The organism is Rhodococcus sp. 15-649-2-2 (assembly GCF_002258645.1).
Lineage (GTDB): Bacteria > Actinomycetota > Actinomycetes > Mycobacteriales > Mycobacteriaceae > Rhodococcoides.
Map to the genome: position 1 here is coordinate 312,294 of NZ_NPFM01000016.1, position 24,933 is coordinate 337,226.

General features: G+C 63.8%; 26 protein-coding genes. 7 read left to right on the forward strand and 19 right to left on the reverse strand.

Translation table 11 applies throughout. From position 1 onward, the window contains the following. Nucleotides 1–6: 6 nt before the first annotated feature. Nucleotides 7–531: a hypothetical protein gene (locus tag CH305_RS09190; RefSeq protein WP_094703455.1), complete on the reverse strand. Its 525-nt coding sequence runs from the start codon at nt 529–531 to the stop codon at nt 7–9. A gap of 62 nt (nt 532–593) precedes the next feature. Further along, nucleotides 594–1,178 carry a hypothetical protein gene (locus CH305_RS09195; protein ID WP_037152344.1) on the reverse strand — a complete coding sequence of 195 codons (585 nt, stop codon included), beginning with the start codon at nt 1,176–1,178 and terminating at the stop codon, nt 594–596. A 167-nt stretch (nt 1,179–1,345) separates the two neighbouring features. On the opposite strand from CH305_RS09195, the gene CH305_RS09200 reads away from it, so the two are divergent. Both CH305_RS09200 and CH305_RS09205 read left to right on the forward strand, forming a co-directional pair. Beyond that, nucleotides 1,346–3,187, forward strand: a complete 1,842-nt coding sequence (locus tag CH305_RS09200; protein ID WP_094703456.1) for an HNH endonuclease signature motif containing protein — start codon at nt 1,346–1,348, stop codon at nt 3,185–3,187. Between the two features lie 118 nt (nt 3,188–3,305). Beyond that, nucleotides 3,306–3,662 (forward strand): hypothetical protein, encoded by a 357-nt coding sequence (locus CH305_RS09205; protein WP_143545266.1) that lies wholly within the window; start codon nt 3,306–3,308, stop codon nt 3,660–3,662. A 4-nt stretch (nt 3,663–3,666) separates the two neighbouring features. On the opposite strand, the gene CH305_RS09210 is transcribed toward CH305_RS09205, so the two are convergent. The 4 genes from CH305_RS09210 to CH305_RS09225 are packed head-to-tail and all read right to left on the reverse strand — an operon-like array spanning nt 3,667 to nt 6,313. Further along, on the reverse strand, nt 3,667–3,864 hold the full coding sequence (locus tag CH305_RS09210) for a PLD nuclease N-terminal domain-containing protein (RefSeq protein WP_032401470.1): 198 nt from the start codon (nt 3,862–3,864) through the stop codon (nt 3,667–3,669). Nucleotides 3,865–3,879: 15 nt separating this feature from the next. Next, a complete protein-coding gene (locus CH305_RS09215; protein WP_256983631.1) occupies nt 3,880–4,836 on the reverse strand; it encodes an ABC transporter substrate-binding protein in 957 nt (318 codons plus the stop codon). 30 nt (nt 4,837–4,866) lie between these two features. Beyond that, on the reverse strand, nt 4,867–5,352 hold the full coding sequence (locus CH305_RS09220) for a GNAT family N-acetyltransferase (RefSeq protein ID WP_052058558.1): 486 nt from the start codon (nt 5,350–5,352) through the stop codon (nt 4,867–4,869). Beyond that, a complete protein-coding gene (locus tag CH305_RS09225) occupies nt 5,339–6,313 on the reverse strand; it encodes an aldo/keto reductase (protein ID WP_032401469.1) in 975 nt (324 codons plus the stop codon). The genes CH305_RS09220 and CH305_RS09225 overlap by 14 nt, the downstream gene beginning before the upstream one ends. Before the next feature lie 64 nt (nt 6,314–6,377). On the opposite strand from CH305_RS09225, the gene CH305_RS09230 reads away from it, so the two are divergent. Beyond that, entirely contained in the window at nt 6,378–7,289 is a 912-nt protein-coding gene (locus CH305_RS09230; RefSeq protein WP_179278237.1) for an aminotransferase class IV, read from the forward strand. A 3-nt stretch (nt 7,290–7,292) separates the two neighbouring features. On the opposite strand, the gene CH305_RS09235 is transcribed toward CH305_RS09230, so the two are convergent. From CH305_RS09235 to CH305_RS09245, 3 genes are all read right to left on the reverse strand, one after another. Further along, nucleotides 7,293–8,441, reverse strand: a complete 1,149-nt coding sequence (locus CH305_RS09235) for a serine hydrolase (protein ID WP_094703458.1) — start codon at nt 8,439–8,441, stop codon at nt 7,293–7,295. A 64-nt stretch (nt 8,442–8,505) separates the two neighbouring features. Beyond that, on the reverse strand, nt 8,506–8,874 hold the full coding sequence (locus CH305_RS09240; RefSeq protein ID WP_094703459.1) for a glyoxalase superfamily protein: 369 nt from the start codon (nt 8,872–8,874) through the stop codon (nt 8,506–8,508). A gap of 45 nt (nt 8,875–8,919) precedes the next feature. After that, nucleotides 8,920–9,480 carry a TetR/AcrR family transcriptional regulator gene (locus CH305_RS09245; protein WP_094703460.1) on the reverse strand — a complete coding sequence of 187 codons (561 nt, stop codon included), beginning with the start codon at nt 9,478–9,480 and terminating at the stop codon, nt 8,920–8,922. A 103-nt stretch (nt 9,481–9,583) separates the two neighbouring features. Here CH305_RS09245 and CH305_RS09250 point away from each other — a divergent pair, with 103 nt between their 5' ends. Beyond that, entirely contained in the window at nt 9,584–10,423 is an 840-nt protein-coding gene (locus CH305_RS09250; protein WP_032401466.1) for an alpha/beta fold hydrolase, read from the forward strand. A 43-nt stretch (nt 10,424–10,466) separates the two neighbouring features. Here CH305_RS09250 and rraA read toward each other — a convergent pair whose 3' ends face one another. Continuing rightward, nucleotides 10,467–10,946, reverse strand: a complete 480-nt coding sequence (gene rraA, locus CH305_RS09255) for a ribonuclease E activity regulator RraA (protein ID WP_037174863.1) — start codon at nt 10,944–10,946, stop codon at nt 10,467–10,469. A 24-nt stretch (nt 10,947–10,970) separates the two neighbouring features. Next, nucleotides 10,971–11,354 carry a DUF5313 family protein gene (locus CH305_RS09260; RefSeq protein WP_094703461.1) on the reverse strand — a complete coding sequence of 128 codons (384 nt, stop codon included), beginning with the start codon at nt 11,352–11,354 and terminating at the stop codon, nt 10,971–10,973. Between the two features lie 113 nt (nt 11,355–11,467). Between CH305_RS09260 and CH305_RS09265 the strand changes: the two genes are divergently transcribed. Together CH305_RS09265 and CH305_RS09270 are read left to right on the forward strand one after the other, a co-directional pair. Continuing rightward, nucleotides 11,468–12,526, forward strand: coding sequence for an amidohydrolase family protein (locus CH305_RS09265; protein WP_242640230.1), 1,059 nt, complete (start codon nt 11,468–11,470; stop codon nt 12,524–12,526). Nucleotides 12,527–12,597: 71 nt separating this feature from the next. After that, the gene (locus CH305_RS09270; RefSeq protein WP_256983635.1) at nt 12,598–12,843 is read left to right on the forward strand and encodes a WhiB family transcriptional regulator; all 246 of its coding nucleotides are present in this window, start codon (nt 12,598–12,600) and stop codon (nt 12,841–12,843) included. Here CH305_RS09270 and CH305_RS09275 read toward each other — a convergent pair. Next, nucleotides 12,812–13,564, reverse strand: a complete 753-nt coding sequence (locus CH305_RS09275) for a MerR family transcriptional regulator (protein WP_094703498.1) — start codon at nt 13,562–13,564, stop codon at nt 12,812–12,814. The two genes, CH305_RS09270 and CH305_RS09275, sit on opposite strands and share 32 nt — an antisense overlap. 73 nt (nt 13,565–13,637) lie before the next feature. Then, on the reverse strand, nt 13,638–14,843 hold the full coding sequence (locus CH305_RS09280) for a lipase family protein (RefSeq protein ID WP_094703463.1): 1,206 nt from the start codon (nt 14,841–14,843) through the stop codon (nt 13,638–13,640). Between the two features lie 155 nt (nt 14,844–14,998). On the opposite strand from CH305_RS09280, the gene CH305_RS09285 reads away from it, so the two are divergent. Continuing rightward, nucleotides 14,999–16,552 carry a succinic semialdehyde dehydrogenase gene (locus tag CH305_RS09285; protein WP_094703464.1) on the forward strand — a complete coding sequence of 518 codons (1,554 nt, stop codon included), beginning with the start codon at nt 14,999–15,001 and terminating at the stop codon, nt 16,550–16,552. A gap of 33 nt (nt 16,553–16,585) precedes the next feature. Here the strand turns inward: CH305_RS09285 and CH305_RS09290 are convergent, their stop codons facing one another. The 6 genes from CH305_RS09290 to CH305_RS09315 all read right to left on the reverse strand — a co-directional run bounded on the left by CH305_RS09290 (nt 16,586) and on the right by CH305_RS09315 (nt 24,412). Beyond that, nucleotides 16,586–17,974, reverse strand: a complete 1,389-nt coding sequence (locus CH305_RS09290) for a PQQ-binding-like beta-propeller repeat protein (protein ID WP_094703465.1) — start codon at nt 17,972–17,974, stop codon at nt 16,586–16,588. Between the two features lie 106 nt (nt 17,975–18,080). Then, nucleotides 18,081–20,096 carry an MDR family MFS transporter gene (locus CH305_RS09295; RefSeq protein ID WP_256983632.1) on the reverse strand — a complete coding sequence of 672 codons (2,016 nt, stop codon included), beginning with the start codon at nt 20,094–20,096 and terminating at the stop codon, nt 18,081–18,083. A gap of 3 nt (nt 20,097–20,099) precedes the next feature. Beyond that, nucleotides 20,100–20,585, reverse strand: coding sequence for a MarR family winged helix-turn-helix transcriptional regulator (locus CH305_RS09300; protein ID WP_032380909.1), 486 nt, complete (start codon nt 20,583–20,585; stop codon nt 20,100–20,102). Between the two features lie 152 nt (nt 20,586–20,737). After that, complete coding sequence (locus CH305_RS09305; RefSeq protein ID WP_094703466.1) at nt 20,738–21,754, reverse strand: ABC transporter ATP-binding protein; 1,017 nt, start codon at nt 21,752–21,754, stop codon at nt 20,738–20,740. An 11-nt stretch (nt 21,755–21,765) separates the two neighbouring features. Continuing rightward, nucleotides 21,766–23,397, reverse strand: a complete 1,632-nt coding sequence (locus CH305_RS09310; RefSeq protein ID WP_256983633.1) for an iron ABC transporter permease — start codon at nt 23,395–23,397, stop codon at nt 21,766–21,768. Beyond that, nucleotides 23,390–24,412 carry an ABC transporter substrate-binding protein gene (locus CH305_RS09315; RefSeq protein WP_032401456.1) on the reverse strand — a complete coding sequence of 341 codons (1,023 nt, stop codon included), beginning with the start codon at nt 24,410–24,412 and terminating at the stop codon, nt 23,390–23,392. Before CH305_RS09315 ends, CH305_RS09310 begins: the two co-directional genes overlap by 8 nt. Nucleotides 24,413–24,933 lie beyond the last annotated feature (521 nt).

Here is a 24,933-nt window from a genome sequence, read left to right on the forward strand (position 1 = left end):
GGCATCTCAGTAGTTGTGCTCGTCGTGGCCCGCGGTGACAATCTGGTCGACGCGGACGGAACAGGTTTCGAGCTTGTCGAGCGCCAGAATGTCGGTAACGGTCTTCGTGCTGCCTCCGAGATACGCACAGGGGAAGTCGAAGTGTTGAGCCATGCACCACGCGTGATCGGCGGGCCACCACAAATTCGGTGACAACCCACCGAGGGTGTCCGTTGCGCGTGCGACCGGTCCCCTCAACAGGAAGTAGTTGTAGCCGGCGATGTTTGCGGTCGGTGCCGCGTCGCGAATGACGTCGAGAACGGTGTTGCCTTCCCAGACGGCGTACCAGCAGTCATTCGGTGTTGTCGTATTTCGAGTGAGTACCTCGAGGACGGGTGCCAGCTGATCACGTGAGGGTGCAACGGGTTTCGCCGGAGTCGGACGAGGCGCGCTACCGAGAGGGGGATACAGGATCCGGGCATAGGAGTCGAACACAGTGGGGACAAGCGAGCCCACCGTCGTCGTCCGGACGACGCCCAGGTTGTCGTCCACCCACAGGGCTTCCGATACATCCTGTTGCAGCGAGTCTTTCGACCACTGGGCGCGATGGTGTCTCAATGGCTGTACCAGGGTTGTGGGCGGGCAGGATCGTCGCTGACAGTGTCGACTCGACGATCAGCGAGAACGTCCTCGATCGCTGATGAGCTGGCACCGATGGTGGCGAAGTGGGGGTCGACGTCGTTGGCGATGCACCAGGCGCGGTCGGAGGGCCAGACGAACGAGGGAATCGGCAAACTCTCGGAACCCGGGGGATCGAGCGCCTGCTCCCAGTTGAGCAGGTCCAGCGCAGGTCCTCGGAACAGGAACGCTCCCCGTTCGGGCAAGTTGATTCGTGCGGCACCCCGAACCGTTGGAACGCCCCATCCCTCCCACACACAGAAGTAGCAGTCCAGTGGTGTCGTCGTGTGCTTCGCCAGTGTCGCGACGACTATCGCCAATTGGTCTGTCTCCGAGCGCTCGTCGTATGGAACGTCAGCCTCGCCCTCGCGTTGAGTCGGGTGTTCCGGATCTGGGATGAACCGTAGCCGCGCGTAGCTCTCGTACCCCAGTGGGCCCCTGGTGACAAGGTCCCACCAATCGCGGTCAGCGTGGACGAGCCAATCGGCGGCAGTTGCATCGTCGGACGGTCGCACGGTCATGCTGTGCACTTCCTGTCGATACCAAGCTTTCTGATCCTGGGCGCAATCTGATGCGTTGCCACGACGCTACCGAGCAACCCGGTGGATCGGACTACTCGCGGTGGTGTAACCGTCAATTGGGAACGTGTGTTCGAAAGTGTGTCGGTGGGTCGCGATAGATTCTGTTCATGCTTTCGGGGGACGGCGGATCAGGGGTGGACGGCATCGAGACGGTGCCGCCTCCCCCTGTCGTGTCCGATCCCGAGTTGTCGGTGTTGGTGGACCGGGTCGAGTCCGCGGTCGCCGAACTGGCCGGGCAGGGGTCGGTGTCGTGGACGAACGCCGACCGGCGTGCGGTGATCCAACGCATGGAAACACTCACGAGGTCTGTGACGGCGTACTCGTACACCTGGCTCAACGAGTTGATCGCTCAACACGGCCTCGATGTGTACCCAGGCTCGGTGCCGTCGTCGGTGGCGTGGATGCTGCGGATCACCCCACGAACAGCCGGGGCTCAAGTGCGTCTGGCTGCGGAGTTGGGTGATCGCACCGCACTGTCCGGTGAAGTCCTCCCTCCGTTGTTGCCGCATACCGCGGCAGCATTGCGGGCGGGGTTGCTCGATGCCAAGCATGTGCAGATGATCCGCGAATTCTTCAAGCACTTGCCTGCCAGTGTCGACCCGCAGACCCGTGATCTCGCAGAACAGCAATTGGTGGGCTACGCCTCGACCAGACTCCCCGACGACTTCGCACCGCTGGTGGCGCACCTGGACTCGATCCTCAACCCCGACGGCGACTACGACGAGGACGAGGACGAGGACGGGAAGCCCAAGCCACGCAAACGACGCGATGCGTTCTTCTATCTCGGTGAGCAGGGTGCCGACGGGATGTCGGAAGGAAGCTTCTGCGTCGACCCCGAACTACGGGCCTACCTCGAGGCTTTGTTCTCCAAAGCCGCGAAGCCGGGAGTGAACAACCCGGCCGACCCGACGTCGGTCGTCCACGGGGGCGAAGGCGACAGCAAGTCCACTGCATCACGGCCCGAGCCGACGTCCGGTGATGCAGGGTCGAGCGATGCGGGGTTGTGGGATGGAACGGACTGCAACGAGGCCAGCGACTGCAGTGACGACAACTGCGGTGATTGCGACTGCGGTGACGACGAATGCTGCGAAGGCGACTGCGGAGTCGGTGCCGACTGTGGTTGCCGCACAGAGCCCGACGACACGCGCGACTCCGACGGATACGACGGCTCCGACGACACTGCAGGCACTGCTGAACCCGGCGGTCACTCCGGATCCGACGCCGTCGGTGACGATGACGATGATGCACCGGACACCGCAGTGCGGGACGCTGCCGCCGCGCGGGATACGCGCACCCAGAACGAACGTCGTCACGACGCCCTGAAACTGGCACTGCGGCACACACTCGCCTCCGGAACTCTCGGCACCCATCGCGGCCTGCCCGTCACCGCGATTGTCACCATGAGTTTGAAAGATCTCGAATCGGGTTGCGGCTACGCCATGACCGGCACCGGATCCCGCGTGTCCATCCGCGATGCGATCCGTATGGCGTCCCACGCCCACCACTACCTGACTATCTTCGACGACGACGGACGCGCCCTCTACCTCGGCCGATCCAAACGCATCGCCTCCGCCGACCAACGCATCGTCCTCATCGCCCGCGACCGCGGCTGCAGCTTCCCCTCCTGCACCCGCCCTGCGACCTGGTGCCAAGCCCATCACGTCGACGACTGGGTCGAGGGCGGCTACACCGACATCGACTCCCTCACCTTCGGTTGCGACATGCACCACGCACTCGTCGGCACCGGCCCCGGCAAGTGGGCGACCACCAAAACCGGAGCAGGACATCGCTATCCGGGCCGCACCCTGTGGCATCCACCATCGGGAATGGACCCCAAGCGCCGTGGGCTGATCAATCACGCACACCATCCAGAAGAAGTCCTGTATCCGCCCGAACACCACGACGACACTGGCGACACCGGAGACGAGGAGCCACGACAACCCGCGTGACGACCTACAGCAGCATCACGGCAGAGCTCTGTCTGTCTGTCGTCGGTACATCGCGCCCGCACCGGCCGTGCGCGAAAATAGAAGGGCTCCCTAGTCGGTACCTGCGTACGGTGGGTCGATGATGGTTCTCGCGAGCAGGACTGCGGTGTTGTCGCCGCCGGTCTTCTTCGTCTGGAAAGCACTCATGCGCCCAGATCTGCATCCGAAGAATCAGGGGTTCGCCTGGCCGGTGATGTTCGAGGATCAGCCGCTACCTCGCATCGTCGAGAGCAGCGAGTTCGACCGCGTTGTCTGGAGCTCGCCGTGGCAGAGTCTCCCCGACATCCTGTTGCAGTTCGACCTGACTCCAGAAACTCGTCTGCGCTGGACGCTGTTGGCCCACACGCCGGCACCCGATCAGCAGGCGGTCGAGTGGCTTCGCGACCAAGTGAGGCATCTGGTGAACATCGACCTGCGCAACGCGATCGAATATTGAACTGTCATCTGTTGCCGCCGCTCGGTCCGTAGGGATAGCGCTTGCCGACGGCGAACCACATGATCGGCCCGATGATCGGCAGAATCAACGCGGCGAATGCCCACGCCAGCGTGGCCACAAGCCCCGTGCTGGGGTCACGGAGGATCGAGGCAAGTGCCATGGCGTACAAAGCGATTGCAATCGCGACACCGGCAGAAACCATGGCTCCTAAGGTAGCTCAATCCGCGTTGCGAACAACCTCGATCAGCCTGTTCGCGAAACTGGTTGCGGTGATGACCAATCCGTTGTTCAGCTGTGGATCCACTACCGCACTGCGACCCGCGGCGACAGCGGGGAGGTTCTGCCACGCGGCGATTCCGTCGATCTGGGTTGGATCGGTCGTCTGGTGGAAGATGAACTCCGCATCCGCGATCTGGTTCAGATTCTCGACCGACAGGCGATAATTTCCCTCCTCGTCCTCGGGGTTGTTTTGCAAGACAGTGAATCCCATGTCCGTGGCCACCGCATTACCGAGGTAGTTGGTCCATACGATGACGTATCCCTTGGCAACCGGTTCGCTGGTGATGAGGGCGATTCTGCGACCGTTCGTGACCGCGGCCGCGTCGTCGATGGTCCGCTGGTACTCGTCCAGACGCGGCTGCACAGTGTCGAGTAGACCGATGGCCGAGAACTGGTCGACGGTGTACCGCTCGAAATCCGGTTCGTTCACGTCGACGGGAAGGACAGGCGCGATCTTGGTGAGCTGTTCGTTTCCGTACCAGTCGAGTCGCCATCCGTTGGCACGCATCACGATGAGGTCAGGCGACAGCGCCGCGATCTCCTCTGCCGTCGGACCGTCGGGTCCACCGATGACCTGGGTCTGCGCGTCGAGCAATCCCTCGAACTGTCCCGCGGGACGCGCGCCGGGCTGGAAGGTGTTGCCGGTAGCAATGATGGGATATCCGGCCAGCAGAGCGAATTCGAGATCTCCCCGTCCCTCCATCACGACCACGCGGGTGGGGCGCGCGGGAACGGTGACATCGAATCCGTCGCCCGTCATCCGCACTGTCTGCGAGGTCGCGGCCGCCGCGTCCTGGCCCCGAGGCGAGCAGGCGGTAGCGAGCGCAACCGCCCCGGCAGCCAGGAAGAACCCACGGCGGTCGAGCATTGCGGACGTCAAAATTCGAGAGCGCATTGGGATAGGCTACCCTTTGTTCTGGTGGCCCTAAAACCGTCCCCTGTCGACGTGCTCGTCCCGCTCATGCGCGAGTTCGTAGCGGGCCAGCCACAACCCTGGCAGTACCTGTTGATTCTCGGTGTGCACGAAGCCGAACGATTCGTAGAGTCTGCGCGCCGGTGAATTGTCTCGCCCGGTAGCCACCTGTATACGTTGTCCCGCAATCGATTCGATCACCACCACGACCAATGCTCGTCCGATGCCCTGGCGATGTGCGCGTGGTGCCACCACCAGCCGATCGATCTCAGACTCGGACCACGCTGCGGCACCTAGGATTTCGTCACCCTGCCGCGCGACGAGCCAGTGGACCTGTGCAGCACACAGCTCGTCCACCGACTCGTGCAGCAGCGGGATGCGGTCGTCGCCGATCAGTCTCGCTTCGACTGCGTACGAACTCTTCTGCACCGCGAGGATCTGCTCGGCGAGGCCCAGATCGGCCGCAGGGGCGACGCGAACTATCTCAATAGCGACCACCGGCGGGAGCCGGCAGAGCGTCGAGGGCAGCCAGGTGGTTCGGGCTCAAGGTGAGCGAGGCTGCGCCCGCGTTCTCGTCCAGACGCGAGGTGCGTCGGGTGCCGGGAATCGGGACCACGTGCTCACCCTGCGCCAGAACCCAGGCCAGGGCCACCTGCGCCGGCGTCGCACCGAGCTCGTCGGCGACGGCTGCGATGGCGTCGACGATCACGAGGTTCGCGTCGAGGTTGTCCTGGCTGAAACGCGGCAGGCGAGCACGGAAATCGTCTGCGGCGGGCGCTGTTCCGCGGAAGTTGCCGGTCAGGAAGCCGCGGCCAAGGGGTGAGAACGGCACGAATGCCGCGCCGTTGTCTTGCGTCCACTTCAGCGACGTGGCGAGGTGATCGCGCGTCCACAGGGACAGCTCCGACTGCACGGCAGAAATCGGGTGCACCTGCTGGGCTCGATCGAGCTGCTCGACGGTGAACTCCGAGACACCGAGCGCTCGAACCTTTCCGGCGTGCACGGCCTCGGCCATCGCGCCGATGCTGTCCTCTACGTCCACCTCGGGATCCGGACGGTGGAGGTAGTACAGATCGATGTGGTCGACGCCCAAGCGGCGGAGTGAATCGTCGATTGCCGAACGTAGGTGATCCGGCTTGCCGTTGGGGCCCGAAATGACCGGCTCTCCGGCGTCGCCGACGTGGGAGACGAGACCACCCTTGGTCGCGAGGATCACCTCGTCGCGTCGGCTACCGATGGCCTTGCCGACGACTTCCTCGTTGGTGAACGGTCCGTACACATCGGCCGTGTCGATGAAATTCACACCCAGGTCCAAGGCGTGCCCGATGACGCGATCGGGGGACTCCGTCCGATCGTCGGCCTTGTATGCCCAGGTCATTCCCATGCAGCCCAGGCCGATGGCACCCACCTCGGGGCCGTCGTTCCAGAGAGTTCGGGTCGGTATGGTGCGTGCGCTCATGTACTCGACACTACGACGGGAAAACCGTTGTCGCTCGGACTTGCCCCACGACTAGCATCACCGCATGGCTCTTCCGCACTCGAAGGTGTATTTCGGCGATCGCTTGGTGGACGCGCAGGACGCAACGCTCGGGGTTGCTACCTCGGCCGTTCTGTATGGGCTCAGTGTCTACACGGTGTTCCCGGTCCAGGTGGACGGTGAACGGCGTACCGCTTTCCGGTTGCTCGATCACTATCAGCGACTCGTCGAATCCTGCAAGATCATCGGCATCGACACGTTTGCCTCGCAGTGGACGTTCGAGCGATTCGTACAGGCAACGCGGGACGTGGTTGCCGCCAACGCTCCGACGACCGAGGTCTACGTTCGAGCTACCGTCCACGTCGACGAGTCGATCCCTGGAACGCGGGTGCGTGGCCTGCACACCACGGTGTCCATTTTCCTGTACGACGCCAATCCCATTGTCCCGCAGGACGGGATGCGATTGAAGACCAGTGTGTGGCGGCGTATCCCGGACAACGCCATTCCGTCCCGCGCCAAGGTGAACGGAGCGTACGTCAATTCCGTTCTGGCGAAACAGGATGCGATCGACAGTGGCTTCGACGACTGCATCTTTCTCGACATCAACGGCCACGTCTGCGAGCTGAGTGCCGCGAACATCTTCCTCGTGCGGAACGGAGTGCTCGTCACCCCCGACGTCACCAGCGACATTCTCGACGGTATCAATCGTCGAACCATCTTGACGTTGGCGCGCGAAGAAGGACTGACGGTTCAGGAGCGAACCGTCGACCTCACCGAGCTGTACATCGCCGACGAAGTCTTCGTCTGCGGCACCTCGGCCGGAGTTGCCCCGGTGTACGAAATCGACGGTCGTGCAGTCGGATCGAAGGAAAGCGGGCCAGTGACGCTGACTCTCCGTAAGCGTCACCAGGCCGCGCTCACCAGCGACGAGGTCCACGGTTGGGTGAGTGTGCTGTGAGTGCTACGCCGGGCAGGTCGAGGCGAGTCCGGTGATCAACGCGTTCGTGGCCGGCTGCTCGAGAGGGTCGGCGGCCGGATTCGGAGCCGCCGTGGTCCAGGCCAGCGATACCTGACGGTGTCCGTCGGGACTGGAGAACTGGAAGGTGCGGTAGCCGAACCCGTTGCCGCGCTGGCCGAACACGAGCTCACCCGCGCCAGGATTGCAGGCATCGCCGCCGAGCAGCAGGCCGAGTCCGTAGGTGGACGGTGTTATCACCTGCATCTCGTCGATCAGGTTCTGCGGGATCAACGTGCCGTCGAACAGCGCTCTGAAGAAGGTGTTCATGTCGGCCACGGTGGAGACCACGGCAGCTCCCGACGACCAGATACTGGCGTCGTAATCGGTGACGTCGGTGTAGTTTCCGTTCTCCAGCGCGTAGCCGTGCAGAGCATCGGGGTCAAGTGTGGAATCGGTGGGGTACGTCGAGTCGGCCATCTCCAGCGGATCGAAGATCCTGTCCTGCAACGACTGTCCGATGGACTTGCCATCCAGGTCGGCGATGATCTGTCCGAGCAGGACGTAATTGGTGTTGGCGTAGTTGAATTCCTGACCGGGCTCACTCGTCCAGGGCATGGCCAGTGCCTGAGAGACCAACTCGTCGTCGGTGACGGCATCGTTCGCGCGGGCGGCGATCTGCTCGGCGGAATCGAATCCGGTGAAGTAGTCGGGAACACTACTGGTGTGATCGAGTAGTTGGCGAACGGTCACCGGCCTGGGCAGGACACCGGGAAGCAGCTCGTCGACCTGCTGATCGAGCGCGAGCTTCCCCTCGTCCACGAGCTGGAGCACCACTGCGGCAACCATTGCCTTGGTGACGCTGGCGATCCGGACGGGGTCGTCGGCTGACGCAGCCTCGGTTCCACCGCGTTCGACCAGACCGGCCGCTCCCGACCAGGAATCCTCGCCGTCGCGCACCTGCGCAACAGCGGCGACGGACCCGGCGTCGACCAGGGCGTCCAAGGCTGCCTGGACGTCGTCGGTCTTGATGGTTCCGCTCGAGGGCGTCGTGGTGGTCGGCTCGACGGCTGACGGCTCGTCGGATGATGTGCATCCGCTGACCAGCAGGGACGTCGAGACGGTGAGGGCGGCGAGGATTCGTTGCTTGCTCATGTCTTCGACGCTATCGCCACCCTGCGAAGGTTTTCAGTGTCAAATGTCAGTGATTTTCGATGAGTCAGCGATCGACCTGGCAGAAGCGGAGGTTGTTCGAGAACGGGTCTATCACTGTCATGGTCGGCCCACCCGGCGCATCGCGATCGATTCCGGGTCGGCTGCGTGGGTTCTTCTTGTGCAGGAGTTCGGCATTGAACGACACGACATCCGCGATCGGTATCCAGACGGACGATCCCGGTGTGCCGTCGCCGTAGTGCTGGGACAGATCCAGGATGCACTCTCCGCGTGAAATACGAATGTACAGCGGCAGATCCGGCTCGAATCGATGTTCCCATTCGACCGAAAAGCCCAGATAGTCCAGATAGAACGCACGCGCTTCGACGTCGTCGAAGATGCGGAGAATCGGAACTGCGGAGCCGAAAGCCTTCATGACATCGAGTGTGGCATGTCCAGCGCCGCCCGCGCCAGGGTTGCGCTACCGTTGGCTCGAATCCAGAAGCACCCCGGCCGCAGCCTTTGCTGCAGAAGCAGATTCGGCCAGTTCGGTAATGGCTGCGGTAGTTTGAGCGCCTTCGGCGAGCAAGGCGATCTGCAGCCCGACGGTCGGCTCGCATCCGGCTTCGACGGCCAATGCAGTGACGTACTCGATGAAACTCTTCTTGTGCTGATGTGCGGCGTCGGCGACCTCGGGCATGGTTGCGCCCAGTTCGCCGAACGAGTTGATGAAGGCACACCCGCGGAAGTCGTCCTGGCGAAACCAGTGGTCCAAGAAGTCGAAGATCGACAGCAGTTTCTCACGAGGGGATCCGTGTAGCTCTGCTTCGGCGTGGATGCCGTCGGTCCACTGCCGGGTGCGACCACGAAGAACCTCGGCGACGATGGCGGTTTTCGAGGGAAAGAGCGTGTACAGGCGCTTGAGCGAGATGCCGGCCTTGGCACGCAACTCGTCCATGCCCACCGCCTGGATGCCGCGCGCATAGAACAGTTCGTCCGCGGCGTTCACCACCTGTGCCCGTCCGATTTCCGTACTGGTCATCGCTTACCCCTTGCCGAGAGAACCAACGTTCTCTACAGTAGTCCACATGCCGAGAGAACGACCGTTCTCCCGCTCGATGTTCAGGACACAGGAAGGCAGGATCATGGCGTACATCAACGTCGGAACCGAGAACTCCACCCCCGTCGAGGTCTACTACGAGGATCACGGCTCCGGACAGCCCGTTGTGCTCATCCACGGCTACCCGCTCGACGGCAACTCCTGGGAACGTCAGTCGCGCGCACTACTGGACGCCGGCTACCGCGTCATCACCTACGACCGTCGTGGGTTCGGGCAGTCGAGCAAGCCCACCGTCGGCTACGACTACGACACCTTCGCTGCAGACCTGGACAAGGTGCTCACCGAGCTGGATCTGAACGATGTCATCCTGGTCGGATTCTCCATGGGCACAGGCGAACTGGCTCGGTACGCCGCGAAGTACGGCACCGACCGCGTGGCGAAGTTTGCATTCCTCGCATCTCTGGAGCCGTTCCTGCTGCAGACGGACGACAATCCCACCGGCGTTCCGCAGTCGGTGTTCGACGGTATCGAGACCGCTGCCCGCGAAGACAGGTTCACCTGGTTCGAGAATTTCTACAAGGACTTCTACAACCTCGACGAAAACCTCGGCAGCCGAATCAGTGAGGCCACGGTGCGCGCGAGCTGGAACACCGCCACCACCAGCGCACCTGTCGCGGCCTATGCCGTCGTACCCACCTGGCTCGAGGACTTCCGCGCGGATGTCGCGAAGGTACGTGAATCCGGCAAGCCCACGCTGATCCTGCACGGAACCGCGGACAACATCCTGCCGATCGATTCGACGGGCCGTCCGTTCCACGAGGCGTTCCCCGAGGCCACGTACGTCGAGGTCGAGGGCGCACCCCACGGACTGCTGTGGACGCACTTCCAGGAAGTGAACGACGCGCTACTCGCGTTCGTGAAGTAAGAGCCGACGGCGGCAGGCATTACGGCCTGCCGCCGTTCGTGGGCTAGACCGCGACGACGCCGTCGTGGTCGCTGTAGACGATCTCGCCCGGGTTGAACGTGACGCCGCCGAAGCTGACCGGCACGTTCTTCTCACCCGAGCCGGTCTGCGTGCTCTTGCGCGGGTTGGTCCCCAGCGCCTTGACGCCGATCTCGAGTGTGCGCAGGATCGCGGAGTCGCGCACCGCACCGTTGACGATGACGCCCGCCCAACCGTTGGTGACACCGCGGCCGGCGATGATGTCGCCGACGAGCGCGGTGTGCACGCTGGCATCGCCGTCGACCACCAGGACGCCACCGTTGCCGGGCTCGCTGAGCGTTTGCTTGACCAGAAGATTGTCCTGGAAGCAGCGGATGGTGGTGATGGGTCCCGCGAACTCGGTGTGCTTGCCGAACTGGATGAACTGGGTGTCGCAGCTGCGGATCTCGGGACCGATCTCGTCGGCCAGATCAGCTGTTGCCTTGAATTCCACAGGTGAAGTCATGCGGCACAGACTATCGCTCGCTCGTCAGCCGCGGCCGTGACGCCGTTCGTAGTCGTCGCGAGTGCGGTCGACGCGGCTCTGCGCCTTGGCGTTGATCAGTTGCGGGTCGAGGCCGTGGATCAGCAGACGATGCCGCCGATAGACGTTCATCAGGGCGATAGAGAAGTACACCAGCGGGATGAACAGCAGCGACATCATCGCGAGCGACATCCACAGCGGACCCGGAATCAGCAGGAACAGCAGCAGTAGCGGAATGATCGGCACGATAAATCGGGCGATGTAGCGGACCTGCGCACCGTTGCCCACGAGATCGTTGCGAACCCAGTCCTGCATCGACTCGGGCAGGGTGCGTCCGAACGAATAGCCCAGAAACTGCAGCGGGGTGGGCGTCGTACGTTCGGTGGTCATCGCGCAATGCTAGTCCCGTCTTCGTTGGTAGATCTCACCGTTGACTGCGGTTTATCTCATATGTGACGATAACGTCAGTTGAGTCGGAGGCGTCGACAAGAAGGACTTCCACTGTGATCGATCGCAGAACCCTGCTGGGCACCCTCAGTGCCGCGACGATCTCCGGGGTTGCCCTCTCGACACTTACCTCCGCTACGACACTGACCTCCGCTACGGCATCGGCCTCCACCGGCCCGGCCGCAACCGGGGTGATCGACGTCCATTCGCACATGGTTCCCGACTTCTACCTGCGCGAAGCCCTCGCGTCGGGCATCGCATTTCCCGACGGCATGCCGAAGTGGCCGAGCTGGTCGGTGGTCGAACACCTGCAGATGATGGACGGCTGCGGGATCGACAGAGCGATCCTGTCCGTCTCGTCACCGGGAGTGCATTTCGGCGACGACGGCAAGGCGGCCGATCTTGCTCGACGCGTCAACGACTTCGGGGCCGGGGTGGTCGCGAGTCGACCCCGACTCGGATTCTTTGCGTCGCTACCGCTCCCGAACGTCGTCGACTCGACGGTCGAGGCAATTCGTGCGCTCGATCAGCTCGGTGCCGACGGAGTGACGGTGATGTCGAACGCCGGTGGGATGTACCTGGGCAACGCCGTGCTGACGCCACTGCTCGCCGCGTTGGATGCGCGATCGGCAGTTGTGTTCGTGCATCCGACCTCTCCGCCGAATTCCGCTGCCGTGTCTCTCGCGCGCCCGGCCCCGATGATCGAATTCCTCTTCGACACAGCGCGAACCGTCGTCGACCTGATTCTGTTGGGTGTGGTCGACCGATTCCCTAACATCCGTTGGGTGTTCACTCACGGCGGCGGAGTACTGCCGCTACTGGCGGATCGGGTCGACTTCTTCCGGACGCAGGTCGGCCTGGGGACACCGACGACGCCGGATGTACTGCAGCGCTTGTGGTTCGACCTCGCCGGTACGCCGGTCCCGCGGCAGCTGCCCGCGCTGTTGTCCACCGTCGGACCCGATCGGCTGGTGTACGGCAGCGATTACTGCTTCACGCCGATCACCGGCGTGCAGGAGCAAGTGCGATCACTCGACGCCGGTGCTGCGAACGGCGGACTCGAGAACTGGCGCGCGGCCACATCCGTCAACGCCCGCCGACTGCTGAAACTCTGATCCGAAGGAGGCGGGTAATGCCGATGAAAGCGCAAGCACTGCAACCGATCTCCGAACAGTGGGATTGGCAGATGAATGCTGCCTGCCGCTCGATGCCGGTCTCGATGTTCTACCCGCCCCGGGGGCTGCGGGGATACTCGTTGAGAAACCTGGAGCGACAGGCCAAGCTCGTGTGCGATCGATGCCCCGTGATCGCGCGCTGTCTGCAACATGCACTCGATACGGACGAAAGGCATGGAGTCTGGGGTGGATCGACCGCACACGAGCGGTCCGCGATGGCCCGCGTCAACCCTGACGGGCAGCGTTCGCGACAATGACGTCGCGAAGGTACTGCGCCAGTCCCGCGGCAATATCGTTGTAGTGCTTGGCAAATCGCTCGTCGGCGATGTACATCTCCGCCAGGTTCACCTGCATCTCGTAACCGCAGTCGTAGTACCGCTCGATCGATGCCCGATGACGCTCGGCCAGTTCCCCGGCCTCGGTGGAGTCCGGCGACACACCCCGCTGCATCGCGGCAGCGAGATCCGCTTCCAGTAGGTCCGTCTCTTCCTTGACGGCCTTCCAATCGTCCTTGGTGAACGACGCCGTTCGCTGCTGCGACTGCTTCCACTCGTCCGTCTCGCCCCAGCGTTGCTCGGCCTCCTCGGCGTACTCCTCGCCGGGCCAGTTGTCTCCGAAAATCTCGCGCTGCTCCTCGGGAGTCAGTTGCATACCCATCTTCTTCGCCTCCATCATCTTGTCCACGGCCGCAGCCATTGCGTGCAAGTGATCGATCCGCTCGCTGAGCAGGTCGCGCTGCCGACGTAGATGCGACATGGCGTCGACCGCCGGGTCGTCGAGCAACGCTGCAATGACCTCGAGCGGAAACCCGAGTTCGCGGTAGGTCAGTACCTGATGCAGCCGTTCGACATCGGCCGACGAATACGTCCGATAGCCCTTGGGGGTTCTCCCAGATGGCAACACCAGCGCGATCTCGTCGTAATGATGCAGCGTTCTGACGCTGACACCCACCAACTTCGAGACCGCGCCGACCTGCATGCCTGCCGAATCACTCACGAAGGACACTGTGCTGCCTCCCGTGGCGTGAGGGTCAAGACGAAGCTCGAGTCTACTAGCGAATCACGCGTTCGCAGCCGGAGGTCGGCACGCCGGCGAGACGTTGTGCGAGCCAATCGTATGCGCCGGGACGGCCGTTGGACTGGGCGAGTGTGTGGTCTCCCGGGACCTCTTCGAGATGGACCGAAGCGCCTGCGGCGCACCACTGGTCCTGCACGGCCTCGGCGCCTTCCTTGGGGATGAGGAAGTCCTGTAGGCCCTGGTAGATGTACGTCGGCGCGTCCGGCTTCTTCTGGCCCATCCGGTTTTCCTCGACGACGGCCTTGGTGATCGGGTGCTCGAAGACGTCAGGGACGCTGGAGAGGTTTCGCTGATCCAACAGCAGTAGTCCCGTGTAGGACAACACATCCACGCATTGATCCTTCTGCGCCAGAGCCAGTCGCTTGCCGTTGTCGTTGGCGAGCTGCCGCATCTCGGGGTACTCCCGGGACAGTCCGATTGTCGCCGCCGTGAACAAGCCCGATCCGATCTGACCGTTCAACGAGGTCTGCAGAATCTTGTAGTCGGTCGGCGGACCGCCGAACGCGACGCCGGCGATGTTCAACTCCGGTGCGTATTCGGGAGCCAACTGCGCTGCCCAACCCGAGGCGATGGCACCGCCGGAGTAGCCGGTGATGCCGATCGGTGCATCCGCGCCCACTCCCGCGCTCTGGGAGGCGCGCAGGCCGTCGAGCACGGTGTGTCCGGAGACGAGACCGGCCGAGTAGGCCTGCCGAGGTCCTTGATAGTCGGTGACGACGACGGCGTAGCCGCGATCGAGCAGAATCCGTACCTGATCGATCTCCTTGTTGTTGCCCCGCGGGAGGGTGTACGACGGCGCGCACTTGTTTCCGAGCGAGTCCGTTGCCTCGTTGTACGCGATGACGGGCCGGTCACCGCCTCCTGTCCACGGTGCGTTGGGAGTCAGCACCGTCGTCGACGCCGCGATGGGCTGGTTCTTGGAGTCGGTCGAGCGGAAGAGCAACTGCACCGACGACGCCCCGGGTGTCACCGCGACATCACGACGGTTGAGCACTGCTCCCGGCTGGAGATTCTCGTATCCGGCAGGCGGATCGAACCATGGATCACCGAGTGAGGTGGGGAGATATGCATCGGGATCGCTCGGCGGCGAGATGAAGTCCTGAAGTGGATCTGCTTGAGCCGACCCTGCGAACGACAGCATCAATGCTGCAGCTCCGGCCAAAACGAATGCCTTGCGCATGTATTTCCCACCCCAGTAGCTCCGTACGCCCCGACGTCCGGTAGACCACTGCCCATCGTGCCACAGGATAGGCCGACTTCGACCCTGTGAACTGAGCCGAAGACCAGGTAGGTTGTCTGTTACTCCGAACACTACTCACCAGTAGGGACATCGAAATGCCTGCACCGTCCGCCTCGACCTTCTCTCGGCTCGCTGATCTCATCGCCATTCCCGACGCCGAAGCGCGTCCGACGAAAACGATCACCGAGGTCTTCACCGGCAAGGAGCTGGCGACCATCCCGGTCGGTACCGCTGCTGATGCGACGGCAGCGATTGCACGCGCACGCGCAGCTCAGGCGGCATGGACCAAGCGCCCGGTGTCCGAGCGCGCGGAGATCTTCCACCGCTACCGAGACCTCGTGCTCGCCCATCGCAACGAGCTGATGGACATGGCGCAGGCCGAGACCGGCAAGTCTCGTGCCGCGGCTCTCGAAGAAGTTCTCGACATTGCGATGACCTCGCGGCACTACGCGCGCACCGCCGCGAAGCTGCTGGCACCCAAGAAGGTCACCGGCATGCTGCCGGTGCTGACCAAGACGCGAGTTCGATACCAGCCCAAGGGAATCGTCGGGATCATCTCCCCATGGAACTACCCGATGACCCTCGCAGTGTCCGACGCCATTCCGGCCCTGCTGGCCGGCAACGGAGTGGTACTCAAGCCCGACAGTCAGACGCCGTACTGCGCCCTCGCCTGTGTCGAACTGCTCTACAAGGCAGGTCTTCCTCGTGACCTGTTCGCCGTGGTGCCGGGGCCGGGTTCGGTGGTGGGAACCGCATTGGTGGAGAACACCGAGTACGTCATGTTCACCGGCTCCACTGCCACCGGTCAGCTGCTGGCCGAGCAGGCGGGGCGTCGACTCATCGGGTTCTCCGCCGAGCTCGGCGGTAAGAACGCCATGATCGTGGCCAAGGGTGCGAACCTGCGGGAAGTGTCCGACGCGGCCGTCCGAGCCTGCTTCTCCAACTCCGGTCAGCTCTGTATTTCCATCGAACGTATCTACGTCGAGAAGTCGATCGCCGCGGAGTTCACCGAGAAGTTCGGTCAGCGGGTGCGCAACATGACCCTCGGAGCCGACTACGAATTCGGCGTCGAGATGGGCAGCCTCATCTCCGAGGATCAGATCAAGACCGTCTCGTCTCACGTCGACGACGCAAAGGTCAAGGGCGCGACCGTGATCGCAGGCGGCAAGGCTCGCCCCGACATCGGCCCGCTGTTCTACGAGCCGACGCTGCTGGCGAACGTCACCGAGGACATGGAGTGCGCGGCAACCGAAACCTTCGGGCCACTGGTGTCGATCTACCCCGTCACCGACGTCGACGAGGCGATCGAGAAGGCCAACGACACCGAGTACGGACTCAACGCCAGTGTGTGGGCGAAGACCAAGGCGCAGGGTGAAGCCATTGCGGCGCGGCTGCATTCGGGCACCGTCAACGTCGACGAGGGCTACGCGCCGACGTGGGGAACCACCGGCGCGCCGATGGGCGGCATGGGTGTGTCCGGGATGGGCCGCAGGCACGGCACCGAGGGCCTGCTCAAGTACACGGAATCGCAGACGATCGCCACGACGCGTCTGCTCAATCTCGGTGGACCGCGAGGACTTCCGCCGAAGTTGTGGGCGAAGATCATGCCGCCGTTCGTCAAGGCGCTGAAGTACATCCCGGGTCGGTAGACCGGCCCCGCGGCGTCGACGACGGGGGAGGTTCTACGTAGCTCGTAGAACCGACATGCTCAGTGCCCTGCTGTAGACCGAGTCGGTTCCGACTCGGTCGAACGTCGGCCACGACTGCAGATCGATTCCCTCGTCGTCGAGTGCGGTCGTGGGTATGTCCCACACGGTGTTTCCGGTTCTGACGTCGATGCCGCGTAGTACCTCGGGGCCGAAGAGAGTGGCGACGTCGCCGTCCAGTGCGCCGACCTCGGCGAATCCGCCGGACTCGCGACTCCACAACGTGGCTCCGGTGTCGAGGTCGATTGCGGATTCGGTGGCCGTGTCGTTGTTGCGGAGCAGCGCCACCGAACCCGCGACGGCGTAGGCGAGCCCGTTCGTTTCCAGGAATCGCGCGGCGGGTTCGGAGACGTCCGCTGGAACAGCCCAGACCAGACCGTCGTTGGTCCACACCGGATCGGGAACCGACGGTCGGTATCCGCCGGTGCCGAGCAGTATCGGTGTCGACTCGGCCGGAGAATCGAACGACGGCTGCTGCAGGGTGACGGAAGCCGTTGCAGCGAGCGCGGTTCCATCGGTATCGACGACCTCCGAGCCCGTGACAGTGCTGGGGTCGGAGCAGTCGGTCCGTACCACCCGAACTCTGCCGTCGAGCGAGGCAGCGCCGGACCGAACGCAATCGGGAGCTGTTCTGGACCAGAGATTGTCGCCGGTGTCGAGGTCGAAGGCGAAGAGGCCTTGATCGTCGTCGAACAGTCCGATTCCGTTATCCGTGTGCAGCGTGGAGGCGTGAAGCGACTGCGCCGAGTCGAACTGCACCGACCAGTCGGCGTCGAGAGCGTCCGCGGTGCCGCGCGATACTGTTGGCTCGGCACCCTCGTCCGCCGCATGCGAGGTGTAGACGCGGCCGCCGGACGTCGTCAGATTCGTGATGGGGAATGCTGCGTCCCGAGTGGTCGACTCTCCGGATTCGCCGCTTACAGTGAGGATTTCGGAACCCGACCCGTCGTTGCCGCGATAGCAGACGACGTCGCCGTCGACGAATTCCCTGCCGCAGCCCACGATGTCGTCCGCCGGAACACGCCAGCGCACCGCCCCGTCGGCGATGTCGAGACCCACCAGGGTGGCATCGAGGTACTCTCGTCCGTCCGGACGGCCGACGAGGGTGACGACCGTCGACCCGTCGGTGATGGAGCCGGATTCCATCGAGTCGGTCGTGCTGCCTCGCACGGGATCGCGGAACTGCCCGTCCGACACGTCGAGGTCCGAGGGCGACAGGGTCCATCCCAGACCGGGTGCCGCTCCGGTGGCACCGTCGACCGGTGTGCCGGCCGGAGGCGGCTGCTTCTCGGCCGCGCACGCCGCGCAGACGATGGCTGTTGCCAGGAGCACCGCGGCGGCGGACAACTGGGAACGTCGTGTCATGGAAGGTGCTCCCGGGAAAAAGGTGGGCGGTCTGTTCCGCCAGCATAGAGAACGAAAATTCCCCGCACTCCTGACGGGGTGCGGGGAATTCTTCGTCGTGCTGGGCCTAGTTGACGCTGTGGCCGTTCAGTCCGGCATTGGCGTAGTGATTGCGACTGTCGGGAATGTGGTTGTCTCCCAACACCCGAGCGATCTGCTCCTCACTGAGTCCGAGGCGACGAAGCCGCTCGCACACTGCGTCGAAGTCGATCATCTTCGCATCGAGTTCCTGTTGCAGTGCAACAACTTCGGCGCGAATGGTCTCGGCCTCGTCGAGTGCGGCCAACGTGTCCTTGGGTTCGGGCAACAGCAGGGCGAGCAGTCGATCACGTGCGTCGGTGCTCAGACCCTCGAAGGGGCGCTGCCCCGGCTGGGCCTCGTGCCGACCCTCGATGCGGCGACTCTCGATGCGACGATCGGTTTCGTACTCTGTCTCGTAGTCGGTCGAGACGTACTCCTGCGTTGCACCGAAGGACGGGATCTCGGCGAACTGATCCTTCGACTCGTCCACCGGTCCTGTTGCGGGAGTCGAGGCGATGTCGATCGTCTGGCGCAGTGGGCGATTCGGGATGAAGATCACTGCGATCAGCGTGACGATCGCAACGAAGCCGGCGATCATGAAGATGCGTCCGGTCGCATCACCGTAGGCGGTGCGGATGACGCTGACGATCGGTGCGGGCAGTGACGTCAGATCGAGTGAGCCGCCGCCGCTGGCCGAGCTGTCCACGCCGAGCTGAGTCAGACCGGACGCCGACTTCTCGGCCACTCGGGTAGCCAGCAGGGAGCCGAGAACCGAGACGCCGATCGCGCCGCCGAAGGTACGGAAGAAGGCAACCGTCGACGATGCTGCACCGACGTTCTGCACGCTGACCGTGTTCTGCACTGCGAGAACGAGATTCTGCATCAGCATGCCGGTACCCAGGCCGACGATGGTGATGAAGATTCCGACAGTGACCAGGCTGGTGGCGTGATCGATCGTGCCCAGGAGCAGGAATCCGACGACCAGCAGAACGGAACCGGTGACGATGAACGGCTTCCACTTTCCGAACTTGGTGATGAGCTGACCCGAGCCGACGGAGGCGACGAGCATGCCGAACACCAGTGGGATCGAGAGCAATCCGGCTTCGGTGGGGGTGTAGCCGCGAGCGGTCTGGAAGTACTGGCCGAGGAAGGTGGTGGCTCCGAAGAGGCCGACACCGACGGCGATGGACGCGACGATGGCCAGGCCGGTGGTGCGCTCGGTGACGATCTTGAGCGGGATGATCGGCGACTTGTGCCGAGCCTCGACGATGATAGTCAGGACGAGCAGCAGAACTCCGCCGCCGACCAGGTAAGCGGTCTCACGGGAGATCCAGTCGTAGTAGTCCGCCTTGCCTGCGAACGAAACCCACACGAGGAGAACGGAAACGCCCGCGGTCAGCAGCAGTGCGCCGAGCCAGTCGATGGAGACGTTGTCCTTGCGGACGGTCTTGATGTGCAGTGTCTTCTGCAGCAGGCCGAGGGCGATGACAGCGAGCGGCACGCAGACGAAGAAGCACCAGCGCCAGCCGAGGGGGCTGTCGACGATGACGCCGCCCAGGATGGGGCCACCGGACATCGACACGGCCATGACAGCGCCGGTGTAACCCGAGTAGCGACCGCGATCACGCGGGGAGACGATGGTGCCGATGATGGCGATGACGAGTGCCGTCAAACCGCCCATGCCGATGCCCTGCACCACACGAGCGGCGAGCAGCAGCGGAACGTTGTGCGCGAAGCCGGCGATGAGCGAGCCGGCGACGAAGATGACGATCGCGCTCTGAACCAGGACCTTCTTGTTGAACAGGTCGGCGAGCTTGCCCCAGATGGGCGTCGACGCGGCGTTGGCCAGCAGTGCGGTGGTGATGACCCAGGCGTACGCGGTCTGCGAGCCCTTCAGGTCACCGATGATGGTCGGGAGTGCGGTCGAAACGATGGTGGTGCTCAGCAGCGCGGTGAACAGCGCGGCCAGCAGACCGGTGAGGGCCTCGAGGATCTGGCGATGCGACATCGCATCGGGATCGGCGACTGCCTGATTGGGCGGATTCTCCGCTGTTGTGGTCATGTCTTATCTCGCAATCAATTCAATGCGGGCCACGTCCTGGTGCTGGGCGTGGGCGTCTTCGGTGAACGTGTCGTTGAGCTTGCGGATGGAATCGAGGGCATCGAGGGCCTCGGTTTCACTCCACTCGCTCAACATCTCTGCCAGGCGTCGTGCTCGCCTGTCCCAAATTTGTTTCAGTCGAGCCTGACCTTCGTCCGACACGCAGACCCGGGACGCCCTTCGGTCGTCCGGATCGGGGTGCCGATCGATGTAGCCGAGGTCGACGAGGTCCGCGATCTGCCGGCTGAGGGCGGACTGGCTGACGCAGAGCCTGCTGGCGAGGTCGGTCTGTCTGCATTCACCTTCGGTGGCAAGGATGGCCAGAACTCCGGTCAGCGCCTGTGGCAACGGTGAATCCTCGACTCCGGTGGTCACGGCCCGCTTCAGCGTGCGCCCGAAGAGGAAGACCTCTTCGACCAGCGACTCCGCCGTCGTGGATTGAACTGCCATGAGTACTCCAACACTGAGTTCGATTTACTTGCTGTCTGCAACCATATATATACATACATGCGCTAAGCAAATAATATTCCTGTCTGGTGCATCACAGTGACGGGTCTGCTGGGGCTCGGGGGGAGATCCGAACGGTCCGCGGTCCAGGAGAGCTAGTGCGGGTAGAAGAACGACCGCCGGACGGTCATGGCGACGGTGTCGCCCACCTGTGGACGCGGTCCACGAACCGAGCAGCGGAAGTCGACGTCGTCGCTGCGCACCAGCACATCGCAGGCATCACGTCCGAACAGCGAGGAGGTCACGGTGCCGCTGATCCCGCCGTCGGGCACGATCTCGATGTCGGTCGGCAGGACCGCGAGTGTCCCGGGTCCGGTGCCGTCGGATGCCAGTGTGAGGGAGCCGGAGGTGAAGGTGCCGTGGGCAACGGTGCCGTCGATGAGGGTGGCGTCGGACAGGAAGCGGGCGACGAACGCCGACTTCGGGGCACGCACCACGTCCTCGGGTGTACCGACCTGCGCGATGGTGCCCTGATCGAGGACGACCACCCGGTCTGCGAGGGCAAGGGCCTCGGTGCGATCGTGCGTCACATGTACGACGGTCAACCCTGCTGCGCGCGTCATCGCCCGAAGCTCGAGGCGAAGGCGATCGCGTAGAGGCTCGTCCAATGCCGAGAGAGCTTCGTCGAGGAGCAGCGCCCGCGGCGACGAGACCAGAGCGCGAGCGAGCGCAACGCGTTGCCGCTGGCCACCGGAGAGAGTGGCGGGGTCCCGCTTCTCGAGCCCCGGCAGTCCGACGAGTCCGAGCACGTCGGCGACCTTCTTCGTGCGCTCCGCCTTGGATGCCTTGGACAATTCGAGTGGGTAGGAGACGTTCCTGCCGACGGTGCGGTGCGGCCACAGCGCATGCTGCTGGAACACCATCCCGAGCCTGCGGGACTCGGGAGGCGTCGAAACGCGTTCGCTTGCCACCACATCCGGGCCGATGGAGATGGAACCGGCGGTGGGCGTCAGGAAGCCGGCAACTGTGCGCAGCAGTGTGGTCTTTCCCGAGCCCGACGGCCCGACGAGTGCAACGAACTCTCCGTCGGCGATGTCGAGATCGATTCCCTCCACGCCGACCGTGCCGTCGTGGTACCGGAGGCCGAGATGTTCGATCGTGATGGCAGACATCGGGTTCCTTCTTATCGGCGTCGGATTTGCGGGCGTCCGGCTCGGGTGGAGGCGACCAGGCCCAGACCAGCGAATCCGACGAGCGCGACGAGTAGGGACAGGGCAGAGGCGGCGTTGTAGTCGCCGGCCTGCTGCAGGTTGAATATGGATACGCCGAGGGTCTGTGTGCCCGGAGCGACGAGGAGCACCGACATGGTCAGCTCGCGCACTGCAGTGAGGGCTACGAGCACCGCTCCGGTGACTGCGGCGGGGATCGCCATCTTCCACGGCACGTCCCAGAGCGACCGAAGATGTGATGCGCCGGAGGATCTCGCGACTTCTTCGAGGGCCGTCGGCGTGGAACTCAGAGGCGCACGGACGGCTTGAACGACGATCGCGAGGAACGCCATGACGTAGGCGCACAAGATGACCCACTTGGTGTCGAACAGTCCGGTGTAGCGTCCGATGATCAACCAACCGACGGCGATGACCAGGCCGGGAATTGCCTGCGGCAGCATGGCAGCCAGGTCGAGGCCGACGTTGTCGCGGGATCGGGTGCGGGTGGTGAGCACGCCGATGGCCAAGCCGAGGAATCCGCAGACGAGAGCCGCCCCGAGGGCCAGCGTCACCGAATTTTGAATGCCCACCAGGGTTCCCGGTGCAGTGACGGCACTTTCGATACTCTGCAGCGTGAGATTTCCCCAGGTGAGCGGTACGCCGGGGGCCGGCAACAATGCCTGAGTTGCCAGCGTCAGGATCGGCAGCACCGTCAGGGCCAGCCCAAGGATCCATGCAGCGACGCCTGCCAGAATTCGACTGCAACCCAGCGGAAGTAACTGTGGGGCCGTGACTGCGCCGTCCAACTGAATCGACCGGCGGCCGAGAATGCGATCGATCGCGACTGCGACCACGGCGAGTGCGAGGAGTCCGATGCCGATGGTCGAGACCACTTCGAGCGGTCGATCGACGGTACCCGACTGGATGTATCGGTACACCATGGTCGAGAGCGTGACGTAGCGCTCGGGCAATCCGATCAGGGCCGGAATGCCGAAATCCGCAAGATTGGATACGGCCGTCAACGTCAGTGATGCCAGCAGGGCCGGGCGCAGCAGTGGCAGCGTCACGTCGCGCATGGCCCGGAACGGTGATGCTCCGGCAATGCGAGCCGCCTGTTCCAGATCGCCCGGTACTCGTCGCAGTGCTGCCGAGATGATCAGGTACGCAAGCGGATACGAGTGCACGGTCAGCAGGAAGATCACGCCGTCACCGCCGTAGATGTTCCACAGCGGTCCGCCGCCGAACGTCTCGTTCCAGAACGAGTTGATCATTCCGCTCGGGCCCAGCAGTCCCGTCCACGCGATCGCGCCGACGAACGGCGGAATCAGCAACGGGCTGAGCAGAATCAGACGTAGTACCGAGCGACCGGGCAGATCGGTGCGATCGAGAACGAGGGCCATGATCGTCGCGATCGCCACCGCCGCTGCCGCCGACAGACCTGCAGATACGACACTGTTGGCCGCAGCCGAGGCGATTCCTCCGTCGAGCAGCTCCTGAATGTGGTTGCCACCGAGTCCGATCGAGACCACGGCGGCCAGCGGTGCGCCGATCAGAGCCAGGACGGCCAGCCACAGGCAGGCGCGTACCCAGGTGACGCGGTCAGCCAAGAAGATCGTTGAACGTAGCGACGGCATCGGGCTGCGAGGCGGTGATGGTGTCGAGGTCCGGGTTCAGCAGTGCGATGTCGTCGAGAGCAGGCGCGCCCTCGGGCGTGCCGACATCGGACCGGACCGGCAGGTACTGCTGCTCGACGGCGATCTCCTGACCGCGCTTGCTGACCAGGAAGTCCACGTACTTCTGTGCGGCCTCCTGATTGGCCGAGTCCTTGAAGATTCCGGCGGGCTCGGAGATGTACGGGACGCCATCGGTCGGATACGAAGCGGCGATGGGCGAGCCCTTCTCGGCCAGTTCGCGCACCAGGTAGTCGACGACTATCCCGACCGGCTGGGTGCCTGCCGCAACCGCCTGAGCGACGGGGCCGTTGCTCTCGGCGACCACGGGCTCGTTGGCAACGAGGTCGGTGAGCCACGGAAGCCCGAGGTCTTCCTGGCCGAGCCACACCGCGGTGTTGAACGCTGCCGCGCCGGACACGTCGGGATTGGGCAGCGTGATCTGGCCCTTGTACCGCGGATCGGCCAGTTCTTTCCACGACGTCGGAGGCTGCGAGACGGCCCCGGTGTTGTACGCGATGACCGTCGGAATGATGCGGGTGCCCACGTAGTAGCCGTCGGGATCGACGACGTCGGGATCGAGCGCATCGACGTCGGCCGGGGTGTACTGCAGCAGCAAGTCGTCGGCCTTGTACTTCTCGAAGGTCGGAGCGTCTGCGGCGAGCAGAACATCGGCACCGATGGAACCGGTCTGCCGTTCGGAGGCGATGCGCGCGTTGAGATCGCCGGTTCCTGCACGGAACACCTGCACGTCGATGCCAGGATTCTCGGCGGTGAACTCGGCGTTGAGCGCATCGATCTTGGCCTGCGGCTCCGAGGTGTACACCGTGAGGGTGCCGCTCGCACCGTCTCCGCCGGCCTCGGGGGCCGCAGGCTCGGAGCATGACGCAAGGGTGAGAGCAGCTGCGAGACCGAGGATTCCACTGGCGGCGACGCGAGAAACGATGTTCACTTCAGACTTCTCCTGAGAAATATCGAGCACGGAAGCTGCTCATGCTTCCGACCGTAACCGACGCGCTGACGTGTGTTGTGGGAACCGCACATGTCGTCGGGGTGAACGAATCGATGGTTTCAGGGGGTGCCGATCTGGACCAGTTCTTCGATGCCTCGAAGATCCTCGACTTTCGGGTCATCGGCCGAGCACCGTGGATCAGATCGCCCGCAAGGGCCGGGTCGTGTTCCGAGTCGAGACGTCGGCTACGTCGACGAAGTTGTTCCATTGTCTTCGCTCTGCCGGACCCAACAAGGTGCTCGGTCGTCCTGCGACCGTAATCAGCAGCGACTCGCCGGCGTCCGCTCGCTTGTCGTACCCCTCGCCTACTCTCTCGACCACACACATCCGGGGGGGGGGGGGGGGGGGGGAAAGAACTAAACACCCGGAGTGGGGAAGAAAAACAACCGGGGCGTGGTGGCTGCTTACGTGAGAGGAAGAAAGGACCTTTTTTTTTTTCGGCGCCCCCTTTTTCCCGTTCG